General features: G+C 54.4%; 23 protein-coding genes. 17 read left to right on the forward strand and 6 right to left on the reverse strand.

The features are described 5' to 3' along the window. Positions 1-59: 59 nt before the first annotated feature. On the reverse strand, positions 60-2483 hold the full coding sequence (gene plsB / locus CWM52_RS17685; protein WP_100685300.1) for a glycerol-3-phosphate 1-O-acyltransferase PlsB: 2424 nt from the start codon (positions 2481-2483) through the stop codon (positions 60-62). A 128-nt stretch (positions 2484-2611) separates the two neighbouring features. Here plsB and CWM52_RS17690 point away from each other — a divergent pair, with 128 nt between their 5' ends. The 4 genes from CWM52_RS17690 (at position 2612) to CWM52_RS17705 (ending at position 5529) form a co-directional block, all read left to right on the forward strand. Continuing rightward, complete coding sequence (locus CWM52_RS17690; protein ID WP_100685301.1) at positions 2612-2980, forward strand: diacylglycerol kinase; 369 nt, start codon at positions 2612-2614, stop codon at positions 2978-2980. A gap of 219 nt (positions 2981-3199) precedes the next feature. After that, on the forward strand, positions 3200-3808 hold the full coding sequence (lexA, locus tag CWM52_RS17695) for a transcriptional repressor LexA (protein ID WP_004856448.1): 609 nt from the start codon (positions 3200-3202) through the stop codon (positions 3806-3808). A 68-nt stretch (positions 3809-3876) separates the two neighbouring features. Then, positions 3877-5193, forward strand: a complete 1317-nt coding sequence (dinF, locus tag CWM52_RS17700) for an MATE family efflux transporter DinF (protein ID WP_100685302.1) — start codon at positions 3877-3879, stop codon at positions 5191-5193. Between the two features lie 126 nt (positions 5194-5319). After that, complete coding sequence (locus tag CWM52_RS17705; protein WP_100685303.1) at positions 5320-5529, forward strand: CsbD family protein; 210 nt, start codon at positions 5320-5322, stop codon at positions 5527-5529. Positions 5530-5619: 90 nt separating this feature from the next. Here the strand turns inward: CWM52_RS17705 and zur are convergent, their stop codons facing one another. After that, on the reverse strand, positions 5620-6135 hold the full coding sequence (zur, locus tag CWM52_RS17710) for a zinc uptake transcriptional repressor Zur (RefSeq protein WP_100685304.1): 516 nt from the start codon (positions 6133-6135) through the stop codon (positions 5620-5622). 114 nt (positions 6136-6249) lie between these two features. Between zur and CWM52_RS17715 the strand changes: the two genes are divergently transcribed. From CWM52_RS17715 to pspG, 3 genes are all read left to right on the forward strand, one after another. Beyond that, complete coding sequence (locus tag CWM52_RS17715; RefSeq protein WP_100685305.1) at positions 6250-6738, forward strand: cupin domain-containing protein; 489 nt, start codon at positions 6250-6252, stop codon at positions 6736-6738. A gap of 103 nt (positions 6739-6841) precedes the next feature. Then, positions 6842-7840, forward strand: coding sequence for a tRNA dihydrouridine(20/20a) synthase DusA (dusA, locus tag CWM52_RS17720; RefSeq protein WP_100685306.1), 999 nt, complete (start codon positions 6842-6844; stop codon positions 7838-7840). A gap of 140 nt (positions 7841-7980) precedes the next feature. Beyond that, positions 7981-8223, forward strand: coding sequence for an envelope stress response protein PspG (gene pspG, locus CWM52_RS17725; protein WP_100685307.1), 243 nt, complete (start codon positions 7981-7983; stop codon positions 8221-8223). A gap of 232 nt (positions 8224-8455) precedes the next feature. On the opposite strand, the gene CWM52_RS17730 is transcribed toward pspG, so the two are convergent. Further along, the gene (locus CWM52_RS17730) at positions 8456-9439 is read right to left on the reverse strand and encodes a quinone oxidoreductase (RefSeq protein ID WP_100685308.1); all 984 of its coding nucleotides are present in this window, start codon (positions 9437-9439) and stop codon (positions 8456-8458) included. 88 nt (positions 9440-9527) lie between these two features. On the opposite strand from CWM52_RS17730, the gene dnaB reads away from it, so the two are divergent. The 6 genes from dnaB to CWM52_RS17760 all read left to right on the forward strand — a co-directional run bounded on the left by dnaB (position 9528) and on the right by CWM52_RS17760 (position 15607). Continuing rightward, the gene (gene dnaB, locus CWM52_RS17735) at positions 9528-10943 is read left to right on the forward strand and encodes a replicative DNA helicase (RefSeq protein WP_100685309.1); all 1416 of its coding nucleotides are present in this window, start codon (positions 9528-9530) and stop codon (positions 10941-10943) included. A 214-nt stretch (positions 10944-11157) separates the two neighbouring features. Continuing rightward, positions 11158-12237 carry an alanine racemase gene (gene alr / locus CWM52_RS17740; protein ID WP_100685310.1) on the forward strand — a complete coding sequence of 360 codons (1080 nt, stop codon included), beginning with the start codon at positions 11158-11160 and terminating at the stop codon, positions 12235-12237. 265 nt (positions 12238-12502) lie between these two features. After that, on the forward strand, positions 12503-13696 hold the full coding sequence (tyrB, locus tag CWM52_RS17745; RefSeq protein ID WP_100685311.1) for an aromatic amino acid transaminase: 1194 nt from the start codon (positions 12503-12505) through the stop codon (positions 13694-13696). A 275-nt stretch (positions 13697-13971) separates the two neighbouring features. Further along, a complete protein-coding gene (aphA, locus tag CWM52_RS17750) occupies positions 13972-14685 on the forward strand; it encodes an acid phosphatase AphA (protein WP_100685312.1) in 714 nt (237 codons plus the stop codon). 145 nt (positions 14686-14830) lie between these two features. Further along, positions 14831-15247, forward strand: coding sequence for a secondary thiamine-phosphate synthase enzyme YjbQ (locus CWM52_RS17755; RefSeq protein WP_100685313.1), 417 nt, complete (start codon positions 14831-14833; stop codon positions 15245-15247). Between the two features lie 3 nt (positions 15248-15250). Further along, positions 15251-15607, forward strand: coding sequence for an MmcQ/YjbR family DNA-binding protein (locus tag CWM52_RS17760; RefSeq protein WP_100685314.1), 357 nt, complete (start codon positions 15251-15253; stop codon positions 15605-15607). On the opposite strand, the gene uvrA is transcribed toward CWM52_RS17760, so the two are convergent. Continuing rightward, positions 15608-18433: an excinuclease ABC subunit UvrA gene (gene uvrA, locus CWM52_RS17765; RefSeq protein WP_100685315.1), complete on the reverse strand. Its 2826-nt coding sequence runs from the start codon at positions 18431-18433 to the stop codon at positions 15608-15610. Between the two features lie 246 nt (positions 18434-18679). Between uvrA and ssb1 the strand changes: the two genes are divergently transcribed. Both ssb1 and iraM read left to right on the forward strand, forming a co-directional pair. Continuing rightward, the gene (ssb1, locus tag CWM52_RS17775; RefSeq protein ID WP_100685316.1) at positions 18680-19207 is read left to right on the forward strand and encodes a single-stranded DNA-binding protein SSB1; all 528 of its coding nucleotides are present in this window, start codon (positions 18680-18682) and stop codon (positions 19205-19207) included. A gap of 546 nt (positions 19208-19753) precedes the next feature. After that, positions 19754-20104: an anti-adapter protein IraM gene (gene iraM / locus CWM52_RS17780; RefSeq protein WP_100685339.1), complete on the forward strand. Its 351-nt coding sequence runs from the start codon at positions 19754-19756 to the stop codon at positions 20102-20104. 11 nt (positions 20105-20115) lie between these two features. On the opposite strand, the gene CWM52_RS26870 is transcribed toward iraM, so the two are convergent. Then, positions 20116-20598, reverse strand: a complete 483-nt coding sequence (locus tag CWM52_RS26870; protein WP_224742510.1) for a hypothetical protein — start codon at positions 20596-20598, stop codon at positions 20116-20118. 6 nt (positions 20599-20604) lie between these two features. Then, positions 20605-21453, reverse strand: a complete 849-nt coding sequence (locus CWM52_RS17790; RefSeq protein ID WP_100685317.1) for a winged helix-turn-helix domain-containing protein — start codon at positions 21451-21453, stop codon at positions 20605-20607. A gap of 380 nt (positions 21454-21833) precedes the next feature. Between CWM52_RS17790 and CWM52_RS17795 the strand changes: the two genes are divergently transcribed. Together CWM52_RS17795 and ecpA are read left to right on the forward strand one after the other, a co-directional pair. Next, positions 21834-22469, forward strand: coding sequence for a LuxR C-terminal-related transcriptional regulator (locus CWM52_RS17795; protein ID WP_227521312.1), 636 nt, complete (start codon positions 21834-21836; stop codon positions 22467-22469). A gap of 177 nt (positions 22470-22646) precedes the next feature. Beyond that, positions 22647-23231 (forward strand): common pilus major fimbrillin subunit EcpA, encoded by a 585-nt coding sequence (gene ecpA / locus CWM52_RS17800; RefSeq protein ID WP_100685319.1) that lies wholly within the window; start codon positions 22647-22649, stop codon positions 23229-23231. Positions 23232-23257 lie beyond the last annotated feature (26 nt).

The raw sequence follows: 23257 nt of genomic DNA on the forward strand, positions 1-23257 counted from the left end.
TTTCCCCCGGCGCGCGGCGCAAATGCCGGGCCGGGGGAGAGGTAAGTCCGTTTCAGCCGTTACGCTTCATCCTGCGTGACGCTTTCAATCGTCAAGCGCACATCCGACGTAATCAGATCGGCCAGCATCTGATAGACCTTCAGCGTCTCTGCCGGCTCAGCATCGCCGGTGTCGCTGATATAACCCTCATCGCGCAGCGTCAGCACTAAGGTACTGAATACCGCTTTATCGAAGAATTCCGGCGCGTTGATACCGTGCAGCACCGACAGACGCTGCGCCACCGTGCGGCTCTCTTTCTCCAGCGAACTGCGGTTGATAGACGGGTTCGCGCTCAGCAACCAGAAGGTAATGGCATAGCGCTGGAGCGTTTCACGCGCGCCTGCGGCCAGCAGTTGCAGGGAACGGGAGTGGGACGGATTGATGCTGATGGCATCATCGTTCAGGACAATCAGTCCCTGGCGCTGCATTTCCGCCACCAGGGCATCGAGGACGCCAGCCAGCTCGGCTTTTTCCCAGCGCAGGAACAGCTCGGCCTTCAGCAGCGGATAGAACATCTCAACGTGACGCAGCACTTCCGCGCGGGAGATACGACGATGCTGGGTAATGATCGCCGCCAGCAGCGACGGCAGCATCAGCATATGGGCGATATTGTTGCGGTAGTAGGTCATCAGGACCGCCTGCTCGCGCGGCAGAATGATGATATCGCCGATAGTGTCTTTCTCGACCTCGAACTTATTCATCTTCAGCGCGTGGTCAATCAGCTCGCTGGCGGAAGCCGCCGGCGTGGTCGCATCCGGAGAGTACGGCACGTTGCGCAGCAGATCGAGGTAGCACTCCAGCTGTTGTGTCAGCTGTTCGCGGGTCAACGAGCGCTGACGGGAGGCCAGCAGCGCGGTGCAGCACAGGTTCATGGCGTTGGCCGCGCCAGCGTTGTTGATGCGCACCATCAGATCGGAAGCAATGTTGTTGACCGTCGGCGTTAGCCAGGACGGGCGAACGGCTTCGATCGGATCGATAGACTCGCGCCACTCCGGAACATGCTGGTTCAGGTAAGTCATCAGCGGCAGCGGTTCGCCAAAGTTAACATAGCCCTGACCGAGGTTACGCAGCTTGCTCAGGCCGCGCAGCATCTGCGGCAGACTCTCTTTTTCTTTCGTCGCGCCGCGCAGCTCTTTGGCATAGGTGCCCACTTCCATCACGTGCTCGTAACCGATGTAGATAGGCACCAACGTAATCGGACGGGTCCCGCCGCGCAGCATGGCCTGGATGGTCATCGACAGCGTGCCGGTCTTCGGATCCAGCAGACGGCCGGTACGGGAACGGCCCCCTTCAACGAAGTACTCCACGGAGTAACCCCGGCTGAACAACTCGCCGAGATACTCGCGGAACACCGTTGAGTAGAGCTTATTGCCCTTAAAGGTGCGGCGAATAAAGAAGGCGCCGCCGCGGCGGAAAATGGGACCTGCTGGCCAGAAGTTGAGGTTAATACCGGCGGCAATATGCGGCGGCACCAGCCCCTGGTGATACAGCACGTAGGAGAGCAGCAGGTAGTCCATATGGCTACGATGGCACGGTACGTAGACAATCTCGTGCCCTTCATGGGCCAGCTGACGTACGCGCTCAGCGTTGTGGACGTTGATCCCCTGATACAGACGGTTCCAGGTAAAACCGAGAACGCGGTCAGTGAGGCGAATCATCTCATAAGAGAAGTTGGCGGCGATCTCTTCCATCAGCGCGATGGCGTTTTGCTGCGCCTTCTCATGGGAGATTTTCTTACTGCGCGCTTCATCTTCCACCGCGCGGGCGATAGCTTTCGACGCCAGCAGCTTATTGAACAGATCCTGACGCGCCGGCAGGCGCGGGCCGACGGCGGCCAGACGCTGGCGGGCGAAGTGCATACGTGCGACGCGGGCCAGCTTCTGGGCGATAATTTTATCGGTGCCGTGTTCGGTGGCCATTCTGCGCAGAGAAACCGGCGGCGAGAAACGGACAAAGCTGTCGCGTCCCAGCCACAGCACGGCGAAGAACTTCTGGATGCCATTCAGCATGCGCAGCGGCGGGTTAACTTCGCCTTTTTCACGCCCCGGCGCACGACCAAACATCACCGACACCGGCACCATTTGCACATCCAGGTCGGGGTGGTTGCGGTGCAGATCCAGGTAGTCGTGGAACAGCTTTATCGACTCTTCTTTCGGCGCGTAGTAAGTAAAGACGCGCGGACCGCCGTGGATAAATACGTAGCGCGGCAGCAGCGCGCCGTCGATTTCCAGCGGTTCAAGCGGATCGGGTAAATCGTGCTCCAGGCACTGGGCGCGCAGAGTCAGCAGGTCCGCCTTTGAATTATAAGGCAGGACGTACATGATAGGACGTGAGGTATCCAGCCCTAATTCCTGAGCAGGTTCTGCGGGAATAGACTTGCTTTTTACCAGCACCCGTAATGGTAAATTCAGTAATTTATAGTAAATTCGTTGCCAGCCGGACATAAACGATGTGAAGCCTCTGGTTAATCATGCAAATGCGCGGCAAGAATAACAGAAAGTGTGCAAAATTTCCGTTGCCACGCGGCAAACGCGTACACTCATTGACGTCATTTACATAAAAGGTTCTTTTAATGGCCAATAATACCACTGGGTTAACCCGAATCATTAAAGCGGCAGGTTATTCCTGGAAAGGGTTCCGTGCGGCATGGATAAATGAGGCCGCATTTCGGCAAGAAGGCGTCGCCGCCATTGTTGCCGTGGCGATCGCCTGCTGGCTGGACGTGGACGCCGTCACGCGTGTGCTGCTGATAGGCTCGGTCCTGATAGTGATGATAGTCGAAATTCTTAATAGCGCGATTGAGGCGGTGGTGGACCGTATTGGCCCGGAACATCATGAGCTGTCCGGTCGGGCGAAAGATATGGGCTCCGCGGCGGTGCTGCTGGCCATCGTGATCGCGCTTACCACCTGGTGCCTCTTACTATGGACCCGCTACCACTAAGCGGCCATTTTGCGAGATGTCCCGCTTCGCTATGTCTTCCTGGCGAGCGGGCGACCCCGATAGGCTTTTGCCCGGACGGCGGCAAGCCCCCGTGGCGCAGTGAGCTATCGGGGACACAAAATGGAAAGAATCTCCTGATTTTTGTGTGAAATTTGATTCCAAAATCACCGTTAGCTGTATATACTCACAGCATAACTGTATATACACCCAGGGGGCGGGATGAAAGCGTTAACGACCAGGCAGCAAGAGGTGTTTGATCTCATTCGGGATCACATCAGCCAGACGGGCATGCCGCCGACGCGTGCGGAAATTGCTCAGCGCTTGGGGTTCCGTTCTCCAAACGCGGCGGAAGAACACCTGAAAGCGCTGGCGCGTAAAGGCGCGATCGAGATTATCTCCGGCGCCTCCCGGGGGATTCGCCTGCTGACGGAAGAAGAACCTGGCCTGCCGTTGATTGGCCGCGTGGCGGCCGGTGAGCCGCTGCTGGCCCAGCAGCATATCGAAGGCCACTTCCAGGTCGATCCGGCGATGTTCAAGCCGAACGCTGACTTTTTGCTGCGGGTTAGCGGCATGTCAATGAAAGATATCGGGATTCTCGATGGCGATCTGCTGGCGGTCCATAAAACTCAGGATGTACGCAACGGCCAGGTTGTCGTGGCGCGTATTGACGAAGAGGTGACCGTTAAGCGTCTTAAAAAACAGGGCAACATCGTCGAACTCCTGCCAGAAAACAGCGAATTTTCCCCTATCGTGGTGAATCTACGCGAGCAAAACTTCACTATCGAAGGGCTGGCCGTTGGTGTGATTCGCAACGGTGAGTGGCTGTAACGCTTTCCCCACGCAGCATCGTCTGATGCATGATGCTGCGCAGTCTCCTTCCGCTCAGGCGCTTTCTCATGTTCTTTAACGCCGCTGATAAGGCCCTGTGGCGCCTGGCGCTACCCATGATTTTCTCCAATATCACCGTTCCGCTGCTGGGACTGGTGGATACTGCCGTGATTGGCCATCTCGACAGCCCGGTTTACCTCGGCGGTGTCGCGGTCGGCGCGACGGCCACCAGCTTTCTCTTCATGCTGCTGCTTTTCCTGCGGATGAGCACCACCGGGCTGACGGCGCAGGCCTTTGGCGCAAAAGATCCTCTGCGCCTGGTGCGGGCGCTGGTGCAGCCGCTGGGGCTGGCAACAGGCGCCGGCCTGCTGATTGTACTTTTCCGTACCCCGCTTATCGATCTGGCGTTGCATATTGTTGGCGGCAATGACGCGGTGCTGGAGCAGGCGCGGCGCTTTCTCGACATCCGCTGGCTGAGCGCGCCGGCATCGCTGGCAAACCTGGTGCTGCTCGGTTGGCTGTTGGGCGTGCAGTATGCCCGGGCGCCGGTGATTTTGCTGATCGTCGGCAATCTGCTGAATATCGTACTCGACCTGTGGCTGGTGATGGGCCTGCAGATGAACGTGCAGGGCGCTGCGCTGGCGACGGTGAGCGCCGAATATGTCACCTTGATCATCGGGCTGCTGATGGCAAGGCGCGTGCTGGCGCTGCGCGGCGTGTCATTTGCCCTGCTCCGGCACGCGTGGCGCGGCGACCTGCGCCGCTTGCTGGCGCTCAATCGCGACATCATGCTGCGCTCTCTGCTGCTCCAGCTCTGCTTTGGCGCGGTGACCGTCTTCGGCGCTCGCCTTGGCGGTGAGGTAGTCGCCGTCAACGCGCTCCTGATGACTATGCTGACCTTCACCGCCTATGCCCTGGATGGTTTCGCTTATGCCGTGGAAGCGCACTCCGGGCAGGCGTACGGCGCGCGTGACGGTAGCCAGTTGCTTGATGTCTGGCGGGCGGCCTGCCGTCAGTCGGGAATGGTGGCGCTGGCATTTGCGGCGACCTATGCCGTGGCGGGACAGCAGATTATCGCCCTGTTGACCTCGCTGCCCTCGCTTCAACTGCTTGCCGATCGCTACCTGATCTGGCAGATCGTGCTGCCGGTGATTGGCGTGTGGTGTTATTTGCTGGATGGCATGTTCATCGGCGCGACGCGCGGGGCTGAGATGCGCAACAGCATGGCGGTGGCGGCGGCGGGGTTCGCCCTGACGCTGTTGACGCTGCCGGTCCTCGGCAACCATGCGCTATGGCTGGCGCTGGCGGTGTTTCTCGCGTTGCGCGGTCTGTCGCTGGCGGTCATCTGGCGGCGACACTGGCAGCGCGGCACCTGGTTTTCGTAGCGATTTTTGATGTGTAATTAGTTAAAGATTCCGAATAATAAATTAAACTCAGAATTCTTATCTATAGTTAATACTATGCCCGGCACACAGCGGGCTGTTAACTCACCGAACGATGAGGATTGAATTATGAACAAAGACGAAATCGGCGGTAACTGGAAACAGTTGAAAGGTAAAGCAAAAGAAAAATGGGGCAAGCTGACTGATGACGATATGACCGTCATTGAGGGCAAGCGTGACCAGCTGGTCGGGAAAATCCAGGAACGCTATGGGTACGCCAAAGAGCAGGCGGAGAAAGAAGTGGCTGACTGGGAGCGAAAAAACGATCGCCGCGGGTAGCGGCGAGTGTTAACGATTAACCCTTGGTTATTGCCTGCCCGATGGTACATGGAGGTACCGGCAACCCGGATTTCCGCTGCGGCAATAGCCTCAGCGGGCTTTCTTTTTAATCTGAATCGTATGGTCGTGATGGCAGTGTCCCGGAGTGCTACAGGCTTCGACTTCGACACAATCCGCACACAGGCCGTGCGCCTCAATCACATTATGGCGTAGCGCAAAACCCATTCTCGCCGCCAGCGTATGCATAATGTCTTCAACGCCTTCGGCACACTCTTCTTTGACCACGCCGCAGCGATCGCAGATAAACATGGCTGAGCTATGGGTCGGCTGATCGAAAAGATGACACAGCACGTAGCTGTTGGTCGATTCCACCTTGTGCACGAACCCCTGTTCCAGCAAAAACTCCAGCGCCCGGTAGACCGTCGGCGGTTTCGCCTGCGGCTCTTTCTCACGCAGCAGGTCGAGCAGGTCATAGGCGCTAATCGCCCCTTGCTGAAGGCTCATCAAACGCAACACTTCCAGGCGCTGCGGAGTCAGGCGCACGCCGCGCTGTGCGCAGAGCTTTTCAGCGTGCGCTAACATTTCTTGCGAAGTGGTCTTATTCATGAGCATCCTCTGGTTGCGTGAGTCTTAAGTTGTTACTTTATCACGATCCAGGCAAAACGCCGAGAACCGGCAGCTTGTGCTATACCTGATGCATCTCATTTTCGGGAGAAAACGATGAAACGACCTGATTGCATTCGACATTGGCGCGAACTGGAAGGTCCAGATGATGCCACTTATCCCAATAACCCGGAGCGTTTTTCCATAGGCGCGCCGCTGGCGCGGGGGTTAAGGCTCAACCGGCTGGGTATTCATCACGAACGTTTGCCCCCAGGCCGTCGAACCTCTTATCCCCATGCTGAGAGTGATGAAGAAGAGTTTATCTATGTGCTGGATGGCTACCCTGAAGTCTGGATTAACGGCTACTTGTGGAAGCTTGAGCCGGGCGACAGCGTCGGTTTTCCGGCCGGAACCGGGGTATGTCATACCTTTTTGAATAATACCGACCAGGAAGTTCGCTTGTTAGTGGTGGGGGAGTCAAACAAAAAATTTAACCGCATCTACTATCCGCTGAACCCGGAATATGCCGCCGTGCGTCAGGATCGCTGGGTCGATCATCCGCCGCAATTTTTCGGCCCGCACGACGGCAAACCGCGCCGACGCTAGCTCGTCAAGCAGAGGCAGAGCACCCGTCGCGGTGCGCTGCCTCTGTGATTTATCTTTGTGCTATAGTAGCGCCCCTTTTTATCCGGATGCCTGTTTATTCGCCATGATGCCAGAACCAACATCTCACGCTTTTGCCGCCCATCGTTTTTCCATCGCGCCGATGCTCGACTGGACAGACCGGCACTGTCGCTATTTCCTGCGCCTGCTGTCGCGCCATACGCTGCTGTATACCGAAATGGTGACGACCGGGGCGATTATTCATGGCAAAGGCGATTATCTGGCCTATAGCGAAGAAGAGCATCCGCTGGCCCTGCAGCTGGGGGGCAGCGATCCGGCGGCGCTCGCGCAGTGCGCGAAACTGGCGGAGGCGCGCGGCTACGATGAGATCAACCTCAACGTCGGCTGTCCGTCCGACCGGGTGCAAAACGGGATGTTCGGCGCCTGCCTGATGGGCAATGCGCAGCTGGTCGCGGACTGCATCAAAGCGATGCGCGACGTGGTCTCTATCCCGGTCACGGTAAAAACCCGTATCGGCATCGATGATCAGGACAGCTATGAATTCCTGTGTGATTTCATCAATACCGTCTCCGGAAACGGAGAGTGCGAGATGTTTATCATCCACGCCCGTAAAGCCTGGCTCTCCGGCTTGAGCCCAAAAGAAAACCGTGAAATTCCACCGCTGGATTATCCGCGCGTTTATCAGCTGAAACGCGACTTCCCGCACCTGACGATGGCGATCAACGGCGGAATTAAGTCACTGGAAGAGGCGAAGTTGCATCTTGAGCATATGGATGGCGTGATGGTGGGGCGCGAGGCCTATCAAAACCCGGGGATCCTGACGTCGGTCGACCGGGAGATCTTTGCGATGGATAGTGCCGACAGCGACCCGATCGCCGTGGTGCGGGCGATGTATCCGTATATCGAGCGTGAGCTGAGCAACGGCACCTATCTGGGCCATATCACGCGCCATATGCTGGGCCTGTTCCAGGGCATCCCGGGCGCGCGGCAGTGGCGCCGCTACCTGAGTGAAAATGCGCACAAGGCCGGGGCGGATATCAACGTGCTGGAACATGCGCTGCAGCGGGTTGCCGATAAGCGTTAATCTTGCGCTAAAATTTAGTCAAATACGCCACGCCCTGATCTCATCGTCAGGGCGTTTTTGTTTAAATTCAATATATTAAGTTTGGCACGTTTCTTGTAATACCCGGAGAGTCATTCGGTTATTTCTTTGGGGAGAAGACGATGCTGGAACTCTTATTTGTCATTGGATTTTTTGTCATGTTGCTGGTCACCGGCGTGTCGATTCTGGGGATTCTTGCCGCGATTGTCGTGGCGACGGTGCTGATGTTCGTTGGCGGGCTGTTTGCGATGATGATTAAACTGCTGCCGTGGCTGCTATTAGCCATTGCGGTCGTGTGGGTGATTCGGTCGATAAATACGCCAAAAGCGACAGACTACCGCAGCAACAACCGCTGGCGTTATTAAGGGAGTGAGCGGTCGGTCACAACCTGAAGAATTTTGCATAGAACAGCGTAGGTTTTGCTTATTAAATCTGTCACTATTAGCGCGTTAACCAATTCATCGCGCTGTACCCTACATACAGCCGAACTAAAAAAAGTCAGGGCTTCCTTATGGAAGCCCTAAACTTTTCTCCCCCTCCCGTCATACTTCAGACTACAGGTGCGTTGGCCAGGTTAACCTTGCCTTGATTCACCCGTTACGGCAGCAGCAGGCTTGAGCCTTCAGTGGCGCGGCTTTCCAGCACTTCATGCGCGCGTCGGGCATCGGTGAGGGCATATTTCTGGCTGTCCGCCACGTCAACGTTAATCGCGCCGCTGGCAATCAACGAAAACAGTTCGCTGCTGGCTTCCGCCAGCTCTTGACGGTTGGTGATATAGCCTTGCAGCGAAGGGCGGGTGACATACAGCGACCCTTTCTGATTGAGGATCCCCAGATTGACGCCGGTTACCGGGCCGGAAGAGTTACCGAAGCTGACCATCAGCCCCCGACGCTGCAGGCAATCGAGCGACGCTTCCCAGGTGTCTTTGCCCACGGAATCGTAGACCACGTGGACTTTTTTCCCTTCGGTTATCTCTTTTAAGCGTTCAACGATATTCTCTTCGCGATAGTTGATCACCTGCCAGGCGCCGGCCTGCTTTGCCCGCTGCGCTTTTTGCGCGCTGCCGACGGTACCAATCAGTTTAGCGCCCAGCGCCTTCGCCCACTGGCAGGCGATCAGCCCGACGCCACCGGCCGCCGCATGAAACAGAAATGCTTCGCCGGGCTTGATTTCGTAGGTTTTCCGCAGCAGGTAATAGACCGTCAGCCCTTTCAGGAACGATGCGGCCGCCTGTTCAAAGGAGATAGCGTCCGGCAAAAGAGCGGCCTTATCGGCAACCACATTATGTACCGAGCTGTAGGCACCCAGCGCTGACTGGGCGTAGACGACGCGGTCGCCTGCTTTAATGTGCTGCACGCTGTGCCCGACTTTCGTCACCACGCCCGCGGCTTCGGTACCCAGGCCGCTTGGCAGAGACGGCGGCGGGTAGAGGCCGCTGCGGATGTAGGTATCGATATAGTTAATACCGATGGCCTTATTTTCTACCTGGATCTCGTTTTCTTGCGGATCCGCAGGGGTAAATTCTACGGCTTTGAGCACATCCGGCCCACCGTGTTGTTCAAATTCTATTCGTATTGCCATAGCTCTCTCCAGTTTCATTTGGGTGGGTCAAAACAGAGACCTGTGCTAATATTTCGACCCCATCTCTATCCCGGTATCTGTATTCAATATGGCAGGAAATAAACCCTTCAACAAACCGCAGACTGAACCCCGTGAGCGCGATCCGCAGGTCGCCGGGTTAAAAGTCCCGCCGCACTCGATTGAAGCGGAACAGTCGGTGTTGGGCGGTTTAATGCTGGACAACGAACGCTGGGACGACGTCGCCGAGCGCGTTGTGGCGGAAGATTTTTATACCCGTCCACACCGCCATATCTTTGTTGAAATGGCGCGTCTGCAGGAGACCGGTAGCCCGATCGACCTGATCACGCTGGCGGAATCGCTGGAGCGTCAGGGACAGCTGGACAGCGTTGGCGGATTCGCGTATCTGGCGGAACTGTCAAAAAATACGCCAAGTGCGGCGAACATCAGCGCCTATGCGGATATCGTCCGTGAACGTGCCGTTGTTCGTGAGATGATCTCGGTGGCCAATGAAATCGCCGAGGCGGGTTTCGACCCCCAGGGCCGTACCAGCGAAGACCTGCTCGACCTGGCCGAATCCCGGGTGTTCAAGATTGCCGAAAGCCGCGCCAGCAAAGATGAAGGCCCGAAGAATATCGCCGACGTCCTCGATGCGACCGTTGCGCGTATCGAGCAACTGTTCCAGCAGCCGCATGACGGCGTCACCGGGGTCAATACCGGCTATGACGATCTGAACAAAAAGACCGCCGGCCTGCAGCCGTCGGATCTGATTATTGTTGCCGCGCGTCCATCGATGGGTAAGACAACATTTGCGATGAACCTCGTTGAAAATGCGGCGATGTTGCAGGATAAGCCGGTACTTATCTTCAGTCTTGAGATGCCATCAGAACAGATTATGATGCGTTCCCTGGCATCGCTGTCACGGGTCGATCAGACCCGTATTCGTACCGGCCAGCTGGACGATGAAGACTGGGCGCGTATCTCCGGTACCATGGGGATCCTGCTGGAAAAACGCAATATCTACATCGATGACTCCTCCGGCCTGACGCCGACGGAAGTTCGCTCCCGCGCGCGGCGTATCGCCCGTGAACACGGCGGCATCGGCCTGATTATGATCGACTACCTGCAGCTGATGCGCGTACCGTCGCTTTCCGATAATCGTACGTTGGAAATTGCCGAAATTTCCCGTTCGTTAAAAGCGTTGGCGAAAGAGCTGCAGGTACCGGTGGTGGCGCTGTCGCAGCTTAACCGCTCGCTGGAACAACGTGCCGATAAACGCCCGGTGAACTCCGACTTGCGTGAATCTGGCTCCATTGAACAGGATGCCGACTTAATCATGTTTATCTATCGTGATGAGGTCTATCACGAGAACAGCGATTTAAAAGGCATCGCGGAAATTATTATTGGTAAACAGCGTAACGGGCCTATCGGGACGGTACGTCTGACCTTTAACGGGCAGTGGTCGCGCTTTGATAATTATGCGGGACCACAGTACGACGACGAATAAATCGCCATCATTCTTCGCGCCGCAGGGACGTTGACTGCGCCTGCTCGCTCCGGTCACTTAGGGGACTAAGTTCGCGGGACTCTCAGGTTTGTCGCGTGACCCGGACTGCGTCCTCGCCCCTTCGGGGCCAGCGCAGGCGCTGTTCAAAAACGCCAGCGCGTTTTTGTCCTGCAACACGAATGATTTAAGCGATCTTTTTTATCAAGGAATTTAAATGCAAGCGGCAACTGTTGTGATTAACCGCCGCGCTCTGCGACACAACCTGCAACGTCTGCGTGAACTGGCGCCTGCCAGTAAACTGGTTGCAGTGGTGAAAGCGAACGCTTACGGACACGGTCTTCTTGAGACCGCGCGAACGCTCCCTGATGCCGATGCCTTTGGCGTCGCCCGTCTCGAAGAAGCCTTGCGCCTGCGCGCTGGCGGTATCACGAAACCGCTCCTGCTACTGGAAGGTTTCTTTGATGCGGCCGATCTGCCGGTGATTTCCGCGCAGCAACTGCACACGGCGGTACACAGCCCGGAGCAACTGGAGGCGCTGGAGCAGGCTGAGTTGCCTGAGCCCGTCACCGTCTGGATGAAACTGGACACCGGGATGCATCGCCTGGGCGTCCTGCCGGAACAGGCGGACGCCTTCTGGCAGCGTCTGAGTCAGTGCAAAAATGTGCGCCAGCCGGTCAATATCGTCAGCCACTTTGCGCGGGCGGATGAGCCAGAATGCGGCGCCACCGAACGCCAGCTGGATATTTTCACCACCTTCAGTGAAGACAAGCCCGGCCTGCGTTCCATCGCGGCATCGGGCGGAATTTTGCTGTGGCCGCAGTCGCATTTTGACTGGGTCCGCCCGGGCATCATCCTGTACGGCGTCTCGCCGCTGGATAGCCCCTCCACCGGCGCAGATTTCGGTTGTCAGCCGGTCATGTCGCTGACGTCGAGTCTGATTGCCGTACGCGAACATAAAGCGGGTGAGCCGGTAGGTTATGGCGGGACCTGGGTGAGTGAGCGTGATACCCGGTTAGGCGTGGTGGCGATGGGTTACGGCGACGGCTACCCGCGCGCGGCGCCCAGCGGTACGCCGGTGCTGGTTAACGGCCGGGAAGTGCCGATTGTGGGTCGTGTGGCGATGGATATGATTTGCGTCGATCTGGGGCCCGAGGCGCAGGATAAGTCCGGCGACCCAGTGGTGCTGTGGGGAGACGGTCTGCCCGTCGAACGTATTGCCGCACTGACGAATGTGAGTGCTTACGAACTTATTACCCGCCTGACCTCCAGGGTATCGATGAAGTACGTGGATTAAGCGTACGTCGGGTCGATACATTGCGGTTGTGACATCTCCGGCAGCGCTGCGCTGACCGGGGCTGTTGCCTGGAACCGGCACCGGACCGGCAAGGCGTTTACGCCGCGAGCCGGGACATTCCCCCTGAGGGCGAGCGAGGGACATGCGATCCTCGCCGACTTTCCACCAACTATCCACCAACTATCCGTCAACATCCTCTCGATCTTCTTCCGCTTCCGGTTTATTGTGTTATGACCTGCCTCTCGTAAACCCGGAGAAACATCACGTGTTTCAAAAAGTTGACGCCTACGCTGGCGATCCTATTCTCTCCTTGATGGAGCGTTTTAAAGAAGATCCGCGTAGTGACAAAGTAAACCTTAGTATCGGCCTCTATTACAACGAAGACGGGATTATCCCGCAGCTACAGGCGGTTGCTGAAGCGGAAGCGCGTCTTAACGCTCAGCCGCACGGCGCCTCGTTGTATCTGCCGATGGAAGGGCTGAACGCTTATCGCAACGCGATTGCCCCGCTGTTGTTCGGTGCAGAACACCCGGTGCTGGTGCAAAACCGCGTCGCTTCTATTCAGACGCTGGGCGGTTCCGGTGCCTTGAAAGTGGGCGCCGATTTTCTAAAACGCTACTTCCCGGGGTCTCGCGTTTGGGTCAGCGACCCGACCTGGGAAAACCATATCGCCATATTCGAAGGGGCTGGCTTCGAAGTAAGCACTTACCCTTGGTTTGATAACGAGACCAATGGCGTGCGTTTTGATGCGCTGCTGGCGAAACTGCAGACCCTGCCTGAGCGCGACATCGTGCTGCTGCATCCGTGCTGCCATAACCCGACGGGCGCCGATCTGAATCATGCCCAGTGGGATCACATTGCCGAGGTGCTGAAGACGCGCAACCTGATTCCGTTCCTCGATATCGCCTATCAGGGCTTTGGGGCGGGAATGGATGATGATGCTTACGCGATTCGCGCAATCGCCCGCGTTGGCATACCGATGCTGGTCAGCAACTCCTTCTCGAAAATTTTCTCGCTGTACGGCGAGCGCGTGGGCGGCCTGTCGATCGTTTGCGAAGATACCGAAACCGCAAACCGCGTGCTGGGGCAACTGAAGGCGACCGTCCGTCGCAATTACTCCAGCCCGCCGAACTTTGGCGCTCAGGTTGTCGCGACCGTACTGAATGATGCGGAGCTGAAAGCCTGCTGGCTGGCGGAAGTGGAAGAGATGCGTACGCGCATTCTGGCGATGCGTCAGGCGCTGGTGAACGTGCTGAAAGAAGCGGTTCCGGGCGTCAATTTTGACTACCTGCTCAAACAACGTGGGATGTTCAGCTACACCGGCCTGAGCGCGGCGCAGGTTGATCGTCTGCGTGAAGAGTTTGGCGTGTATCTGATTTCCAGCGGCCGGATGTGCGTGGCGGGTCTCAATTCACGTAATGTCCAGCGCGTGGCCCAGGCATTTTCTGCCGTTATCTAATTCCCTGCGAATATATGTCCTTTCCCGTTGGCGGGAAAGGACTACTCCCTTGCGAAGTGTGATCATTCTCTTTTTCTATGACATCTGAGCAGAAAATTCTTTGCATCGGCGAGGACCGGGGTTAAGGTCATGGTCCAGTAATAAGCAGCCACATTATTAAAAATAATAACGATTCGACGACTTATACGCACCGTCATCCGCACCCGCGCGGTATCGCCGCGGTTGATCCGCCAGCAGGGTGGCAGTTTTCAGGATGACGTTTAAAAGGGATAACTATGCGCAAGATAACTTTGGCCTTTAGCGCCTTCTGCTTACTTTTCACGTTAAATCACGCCGCAATCGCCCTGGCATCTTCACCGTCACAGCTCAATCCAGGCACCAACGTCGCCAGGCTGGCCGAACAGGCGCCGGTTCACTGGGTTTCCGTCGCTCAGATTGAAAACAGCCTGTTGGGGCGTCAGCCGTTTGCCGTCGGTTTTGATATCGATGACACCGTTCTGTTTTCCAGCCCCGGCTTCTGGCGCGGGCAAAAAACCTTCTCTCCCGGCAGCGATGCGTACCTGAAAAAAGCGGAGTTCTGGGAAAAAATGAATAACGGCTGGGACGATTTCAGTATGCCAAAAGAGGTGGCGCGCCAGCTGATTGCGATGCATGTGAAACGCGGCGATAGCATTTACTTCGTCACCGGGCGCAGTCAGACCAAAACGGAAACGGTCTCGAAAACGCTGCAGGATGATTTCCTGATCCCGGCGGCAAATATGAATCCGGTTATTTTTGCCGGCGACAAGCCGGGACAGAATACAAAAGTCCAATGGCTGAAGGAGAAGAATATTAAGGTCTTCTACGGTGATTCCGATAACGACATCTCTGCCGCGCATGATGCCGGGGCTCGCGGCATTCGCGTACTGCGCGCGTCAAATTCGTCATATAAACCGTTGCCGATGGCCGGAGCGCTGGGTGAAGAAGTGATCGTCAATTCCGAATACTAATTTCACCTGCTGCTGAAATCTGTCACAAACGAAAGCGGTAGCCTGCGGGTTGCCGCTTTTTTGTACGAAAAAGCGCGTGGCAAGGTTTTACCTTTTCGCTTATTGCTGCACACTTAGAAAGATTCATTCGCAACAGGAGTGGTTTATGTGGCATCAACAAACTTTGACCTTAGGCGCAAAATCCCGCGGCTTTCATCTGGTGACCGATGAGATCCTCGGCCAGCTCCACGCGCTGTCGTGCGTCAAAGTCGGTATGTTGCATCTGCTGCTCCAGCACACTTCCGCTTCCCTGACGCTTAACGAAAACTGCGATCCGACCGTCCGCTACGACATGGAGCAGTATTTTCTTAACGCGGTGCCGGACAATGCGCCGTACGAACATGATTATGAAGGTCCTGATGATATGCCGTCGCATATCAAGTCGTCGATGCCTGGCGTCTCCCTGCTGCTGCCGGTGCAGGACGGGCGCGTCAGGCTGGGGACCTGGCAAGGAATCTGGTTAGGGGAACATCGTATTCACGGCGGTTCGCGGCATATTGTTGCGACGCTCACGGGGGAATAACAGATGACCATTTCGGAGTTATTGCTGTACTGCATGGCAAAACCGGGCGCAGAGCAAAGTGTGCACAGCGACTGGAAAGCCACGCAGATTAAAGTGTCGGATGTGCTCTTTGCATTAGTGAAAGAAGTGGAAGACAAGCGGCCAGCGGTGTCGCTGAAAGCCAGCCCGGAGCTTGCCGAACTGCTACGGGAACAGCATGTGGATATCCGACCCAGCAGACATCTGAATAAAGCCCACTGGAGTACGGTCTTTCTGGATGGCTCCTTGCCGGATTCGCAGATTTACTATCTGGTGGACGCCTCTTACCAGCAGGCGGTGCGGCTGCTGTCGGAACCGACCCGACAGCAGCTTGCACGGTGATTAGCTCAGCAAGGGTTTGAGGAAGCGCGCGGTGTGCGAGGCTTCGCACTCTGCAACGGTCTCTGGCGTACCGGAGACGAGGATTTCACCGCCGCCGCTGCCGCCTTCCGGCCCAAGGTCAACGATCCAGTCCGCCGTTTTGATGACATCCAGGTTGTGCTCAATGACCACGATGGTGTTGCCCTGATCGCGCAGCTGGTGCAGCACCTCCAGCAACTGCTGGATATCGGCGAAGTGCAGCCCCGTCGTCGGCTCATCGAGAATATAGAGCGTCTGGCCGGTACCGCGTTTTGACAGCTCGCGCGCCAGCTTCACGCGCTGGGCCTCACCGCCGGACAGCGTGGTGGCGGACTGGCCGAGACGAATATAGGTCAGACCGACATCCATCAGCGTTTGCAGCTTACGCGCCAGCGCCGGAACGGCATCAAAGAACTCGCGCGCTTCTTCAATGGTCATATCCAGCACTTCATGAATGGTCTTGCCTTTGTACTTAATCTCCAGCGTTTCGCGGTTATAGCGCTTGCCTTTGCACTGGTCGCACGGCACATAAATATCCGGCAAGAAGTGCATTTCGACTTTAATCACGCCATCGCCCTGACAGGCTTCGCAGCGCCCGCCGCGGACGTTAAAGCTGAAGCGTCCTGGGGTATAGCCGCGTGAGCGCGATTCCGGCACGCCGGCAAACAGTTCGCGTACCGGAGTAAAGACGCCGGTGTAGGTCGCCGGGTTTGAACGCGGCGTACGGCCAATCGGGCTCTGGTCGATATCGATAACCTTATCGAAGTGTTCCAGCCCCTGCACATCGCGGTATGGCGCAGGTTCGACGATGGTCGCGCCGTTGAGCTGACGCTGGGCAATCGGGAACAGCGTATCGTTAATCAGCGTCGATTTACCGGAACCAGATACACCGGTGATGCAGGTAAACAGGCCGACCGGCAGCGTCAGCGTCACATCCTTCAGGTTGTTGCCGCGCGCGCCGGTAAGCTTCAGGACTTTTCCCGGATCGGCAGGCACGCGCTGCTTCGGCACTTCGATCTTGCGTTTGCCGCTCATGTACTGCCCGGTCAGGGATTCCGGCACCGCCATGATCGCGTCCAGCGTCCCTTCAGCCACCACCTGGCCGCCGTGTACCCCGGCGCCTGGGCCGATGTCGATCACGTGGTCGGCGGCGCGGATAGCGTCTTCATCATGCTCGACGACAATCACCGTATTGCCCAGATTACGCAGATGGACCAGCGTGCCGAGCAGGCGTTCGTTATCGCGCTGATGCAGGCCGATGGACGGCTCATCCAGCACGTACATCACGCCGACCAGTCCGGCGCCAATCTGGCTCGCCAGGCGAATACGCTGAGCCTCACCGCCGGAGAGCGTTTCCGCCGAACGGGAGAGCGTCAGATAGTTCAGGCCGACGTTGACGAGGAATTTCAGGCGATCGCCAATCTCTTTCAGCACTTTTTCGGCAATTTGCGCCCGCTGGCCGGAGAGCTTCAGGTTGTTGAAGAAATCCATCGCGTGGCCAATGCTCATGTCGGAGATGGTGGGCAGCGGCGTATTTTCGACAAATACGTGGCGGGCTTCGCGGCGCAGACGGGTACCGTCACAGCTGGCGCACGGGCGGTTGCTGATAAACTTCGCCAGCTCCTCGCGCACCGCGCTGGATTCCGTCTCTTTGTAGCGGCGTTCCATATTGTGCAGCACGCCTTCGAACGGGTGACGGCGTACTGACGTATCGCCACGGTCGTTCATGTATTTGAATTCAATATTCTCTTTGCCTGAGCCGTACAAAATGACTTTTTGCACGTCGGCGGCCAGGGTGCCCCACGGCGCCTCGATATCGAACTGATAATGCTCCGCCAGCGACTTCAGCATCTGGAAGTAGTAGAAGTTACGCCGATCCCAGCCGCGAATGGCGCCGCCCGCCAGCGACAGCTCGGCATTCTGGATAACCCTGTCGGGATCGAAGTACTGCTGAACGCCCAGACCGTCACAGGTCGGGCAGGCGCCTGCCGGGTTGTTGAACGAAAACAGGCGAGGCTCCAGCTCACGCATGCTGTAGCCGCAAATCGGGCAGGCGAAATTGGCGGAGAACAGCAGCTCTTCCGCTTTTTCGTCGTCCATATTGGCGACAACGGCGGTACCGCCGGAAAGATCCAGCGCGGTTTCAAAGGATTCGGCCAGACGCTGGGACAGATCGTCACGCACCTTGAAGCGATCGATCACCACTTCAATGGTGTGTTTCTTTTGCAGTTCCAGCTTCGGCGGATCGGAAAGATCGCAGACCTCGCCGTCGATCCTCGCGCGGATATAGCCCTGGCTGGCGAGGTTCTCCAGCGTTTTGGTGTGCTCGCCTTTACGTTCTTTAATGATCGGCGCCAGCAGCATCAGGCGCTGACCTTCCGGTTGTGAGAGCACATTGTCGACCATCTGGCTGACGGTCTGAGCAGCCAGAGGAACATCATGGTCCGGGCAGCGCGGCTCGCCGACGCGCGCGTACAGCAGGCGCAGATAGTCGTGAATTTCGGTAATGGTCCCAACCGTAGAACGCGGGTTATGCGACGTTGATTTCTGTTCAATGGAAATCGCCGGCGACAGCCCTTCGATATGATCGACGTCCGGCTTCTCCATTAGCGACAGAAACTGACGCGCATAGGCGGAGAGCGATTCAACGTAGCGACGTTGTCCTTCGGCATACAGTGTGTCGAAAGCCAATGAGGATTTGCCTGACCCTGACAGCCCGGTGACGACAATCAGTTTGTCGCGTGGGATGACGAGGTTGATGTTTTTGAGATTATGGGTGCGGGCGCCCCGAACTTCGATCTTATCCATTCACCTTTCCCGGTAGATACGCGGATAGCCTGGTTTGTTAGAAGGACAAACGGCAGAAACGGCTAATTATGACACAATTTAACCTGTTTGAATATACAGTATTGGAATGCATTTTCCTGCGGGGTATGCAAAAATGTCGTGCCGCGAGAGTTATCTGGAACATACTTCCCAGCTATCAACATAGCGCCTGGAAATGGTACACTCGCGCGTTTACACTATTAAGAAATGCATTCAGGAGACACAAACATGGCCAGCAGAGGCGTAAACAAGGTGATTCTCGTCGGTAATCTGGGCCAGGACCCGGAAGTACGCTACATGCCGAGTGGTGGCGCAGTTGCCAACATTACGCTGGCTACTTCCGAATCCTGGCGTGATAAAGCGACCGGTGAGATGAAAGAGCAGACCGAATGGCACCGCGTTGTGCTGTTCGGCAAACTGGCGGAAGTGGCCGGCGAGTATCTGCGTAAAGGTTCTCAGGTCTATATTGAAGGCCAGCTGCGCACCCGTAAATGGACTGACCAATCCGGTCAGGAAAAATACACCACCGAGATCGTGGTTAACGTTGGTGGCACGATGCAAATGCTCGGCGGTCGTCAGCAGGGCGCGGGTGCTCCGGCAGGCGGCGGTCAGGCGCAGGGCGGTTGGGGTCAGCCGCAGCAGCCGCAGGGCGGCAACCAGTTTAGCGGCGGCGCGCAGTCTCGTCCGCAGCAGCAGGCACCGGCAGCCCCTTCTAACGAACCACCGATGGATTTCGATGACGATATCCCGTTCTAAGGTTATCCTTAAACGCTGCGGTTAAAGCATAAAAAAAAGCCCCGTTTTGGACTGACCCCATGAAGTTGGACAGTTTACATTAAGAAGCGGCTTTCAGGGCCTGGGTTTGGTATTCTACCGGACTCAGGTTTTTTTATGTCTGCGCGCTCCGCGTATCCTGTAATGTGATAGCGCCTCACAGCGTGGCGGGAGCGGTCCGTCCCCCGGCCGCGCGGGAGCGGAGCCATTTCAGTTTACTATCCGGGCAACCGGGTAAATATGCGCAAATAACGTCATGGGGTGAGGGTGAGTCGTCGTATGCTGTTTATTATGGCCGCTATTTCAATCATCCGCTTATTGTAATTTTATACCCGACGTAATGTAGATTTATGTATTTTAATTCTTTATGTCTACGCATTTTATATCAGTCCGCCACTGCCTGCCTGTCAGTTTATTGACCGCGTACGTTACTTTACATCATAATATCAAGGGGAGGGCTTGCGGATAATTATAAACTTTGTTATCACTATCTATGTGGCTATTTTCAGGAAAGCACAAGGACGCGATATGAAATGGAAAATTCAGAACACAATTATCTGCCCTCATTCTGGCGTGGCATTTTCGAGTATCTCGAGATTGCGCTTTTTAAAATTCATTATATGGTATGAGGCCGATATTCTGTTACTTCCCGGGGAATCTATGAGGCTGTTTTCCTCGAAAGTATTGGTTAATGATAAATATCATCATATTAAGGTTTATAATATTTCAACCTACAGCCATACACAGTGGGAAGCCCTGAGGGAAAGGCCATCCTGTCCCTATGATTTCGGGGCCACCACGATCGAGGGTTGCTGTTATCAGCCGCATTGTGTGATTAAGCGTTGTCCTGGTAGTTTCACGCACCACGCGTTCTGCTAGCGAGGCTTGCGCTACCCATTATTATTTTCGCAAATAAAATAGGGGGTATTTGTTGACATAAATACCCATGAGCCCTGTTTTATCTTTAAGATTTTGATAATGAATCGATCTTCTTTACTGATCTCCGTAAAGAACGGCGGCATAATCTCATCGAACCTCTCAGGTAGTGCTGTAGCACTCGAGCGAACATTAGTACTGCTACTTCTGAAAATATAAATATTATTTTTGTTTTTTACATAGGTTATATATTTTCTGATGCTGATATTATCTTTTGAATTTCCTGAGTTACCATTGAATGTCATTAACCCATCACCATCACTGGCAAAGAAAGTGACAGAGAAAGAAAATTCCTCATCACCGTTGACGATTGAAAAAGCGGACGTACAGCTAATGCTTTCACCGTCATCAGATGAACTTATGTAATAAACTGTCAGGCTTATCGTAATAATAATTAAAGCATATGCAATAGCTTTGTTTATCTTTCGTGTTTTCATATTGAGTTATTTTAAGTAATAAGATGAAGTACAGAATGATTTTTTATTAGATGTTATTGGGTATCGACAGGAGATCAGTGAAGTCCTGCTCGATGGGTAATGATTCGTTATATAAATAGTCTGTCCATTTGAGCAGGTGATGTTATGCTCTTTAAGGAAGTTAATATAGTATTCATCAAACCTTAGATCATCGTTTCTAAATATCTTGCAACTGTTGATCGTCGTGAGCAGCGTATATGACGAGAAAGGTGAATCGGTTGTGGCTGACTGATTAATGTAGAGATGCAGCAGAATAATCAACAGACTTGCAATACCAGCAACAATCCATCCTGTCTGTCGGCTTCTCACTGCGCCGATGATTCCCGTTGACAGGACATCGTCTTTGTCTTGTGTCGTCGGCGGGTCGGCGTGAAGTTGCTGGCTCCCTTCATGATGAGTGTCATCTACTTCCGTCACAACCCCGTTCATCTGATTTATTTCGGGAACCACGCTATCCCTCTGTGGAGGACTCCCGGGACTGTCAATCAGGATATTCGCTTCATCAGCAATCATGAAACCCCGTTTAGGGATTGTTTGAATCAGTGTTCCATTCACATTGAAGTGATTTAAAGACTTGCGCAACAAAGAGATATTTTGATGTAGAGTATTCGGCGTAACACTCATTCCTCTTTCTCCCCACGCATTTTGCAGCAGCTCTGCCTGGGTGACAATTCTGCCCTGATTTTTTATTAACAAATCAAAGCAAAGGCTTGCTGGTATTGCCAGAGTCATGCGTTCATTACTTTTTATGGAATGGAGAGTATGCGCTTCTGAGTTAAATCGCAGCGTGTTCTCGATAACGTAAATAGTAGCCATATATGATTTCTTATTGTGAGAATAGTTACCACTGTGCCATTTATCTGGGATTTGATGAGGCGATACTAGCACCAAAGAGTAAACCTGACATTCACTCATAACTAAGAATAATCTCAATCTCTGAATGAGGTTTTTCTAAATTGATTTTTATTTGTTAAATTTACTGTTTATTCTCATTATTATCAATGGCTTGAGTTTTAACAAATGTTCAACAAATGTGATTTTTTTGTCCTTCATAACTTTATGAGTAATAAATTCTGCTTATTAAGCTTACTATTTGTGCATGAAACGTGGCAGCGTTACCGTAACAAAAATAATAGTGATGTTTTGTCACTGCTCATAAAATAAAAGTAAAAAAGCAGGGGCCAACGTCATTATTGATGTTGCGTCTGTCAACGGATGAGTTCAAGCAGGCTCAATGGAATGGAGGTTCTGTTATCATGGCTGTCTTAATCGTAACAGATAATTATTTCTATATGCAGGGTCTGGCCTGTGTGGCTGATGATGACTGCAACATCGCCTGGGTCGATAACATTGACAATGAGTATGCGCACCAGCAGTGTCAGGCGTTGAGCGCTGAAGATTACGTCATTATTCATTTTGCACAGATAGATAAAATGCTTTGTTCGTATCAATACTATTTGTCGAACAGCCCGGCGAAAGTGATTGTGGCACCCGATGCCAAATTTGTCAGTGATGTTTCTGACATTAATAATATCTGCTTTCTGTCTTCTGATGCGAGTGTTAAAACGGTTGCAAGCATCCTTAAATTAAAAAAGTTTAAAGCCAGGAAAAGAAAACTCACGGTGCGTGAAGAGAAGATAATGTCATTAATGATTATTGGTAACTTACTTAATGATATTTCTGAAATTCTTGGTCTGAGTATCAAGACAGTGAGCTTACATAAAAGCAATACCAGCAATAAAGTCGGGTTGCTAAATAACAACAACATAACCATGTTTGCTTTAATGCGTTTTATCTTGCCGGCATCAGGTGCCGACATGGTTCTTATTTAATATTGTATCACTGGCAGTGCGGTTGCGTTTTATTCTTGCGGGAATTTAGTGAGTTTTATCGGTTTTATTCAACTTTTGCATTTAAGAACATCCGGTTCTTAAGGGTAATGGCTCCATAAAAAACTATGGAACAGCACGGGCGATAACAAGCCTATTATTTTTATCAGGTGATGAAATATGAAATTGAAAATGTTAGCAGCAGCTCTTGTGACGACTTTCTGTGTGGGTGCTGTTCAGGCCGCAGACGTTACGGCTCAGGCCGTCGCAACCTGGTCGGCAACGGCAAAAAAAGACACCACCAGCAAACTGGTTGTGACCCCTCTGGGTAGCCTGGCTTTCCAGTATGCGGAAGGGATTAAAGGTTTTAACTCCCAGAAAGGTCTGTTTGATGTTGCGATTGAAGGAGATGCGACTGCGACAGCATTTAAACTGACCTCCCGTCTGATTACCAATACCCTGACCCAGCTGGACACTTCCGGTTCGACGCTGAATGTCGGCGTGGATTATAACGGCGTTGCCGTCGAAAAATCGGCTAATACCGTGATGATCGACACGGAGAACGGCATTCTGGGCGGCAACCTTAGCGCGCTGTCTAATGGCTACAACCAGACTGGCCGCGCTACCGCCCAGGATGGTTTTAACTTCTCTATCATCAGCGGCACCACCAATGGTACGACCGCAGTGACCGATTACAGCACGCTGCCGGAAGGGATCTGGAGCGGTGACGTCAGCGTCCAGTTCGACGCGACCTGGACCAGCTGATTTCTCTGTCGCACGAGCAGGGGATT

Source organism: Raoultella sp. T31, assembly GCF_002806725.1.
In the GTDB taxonomy this organism is placed as follows: domain Bacteria; phylum Pseudomonadota; class Gammaproteobacteria; order Enterobacterales; family Enterobacteriaceae; genus Klebsiella; species Klebsiella electrica.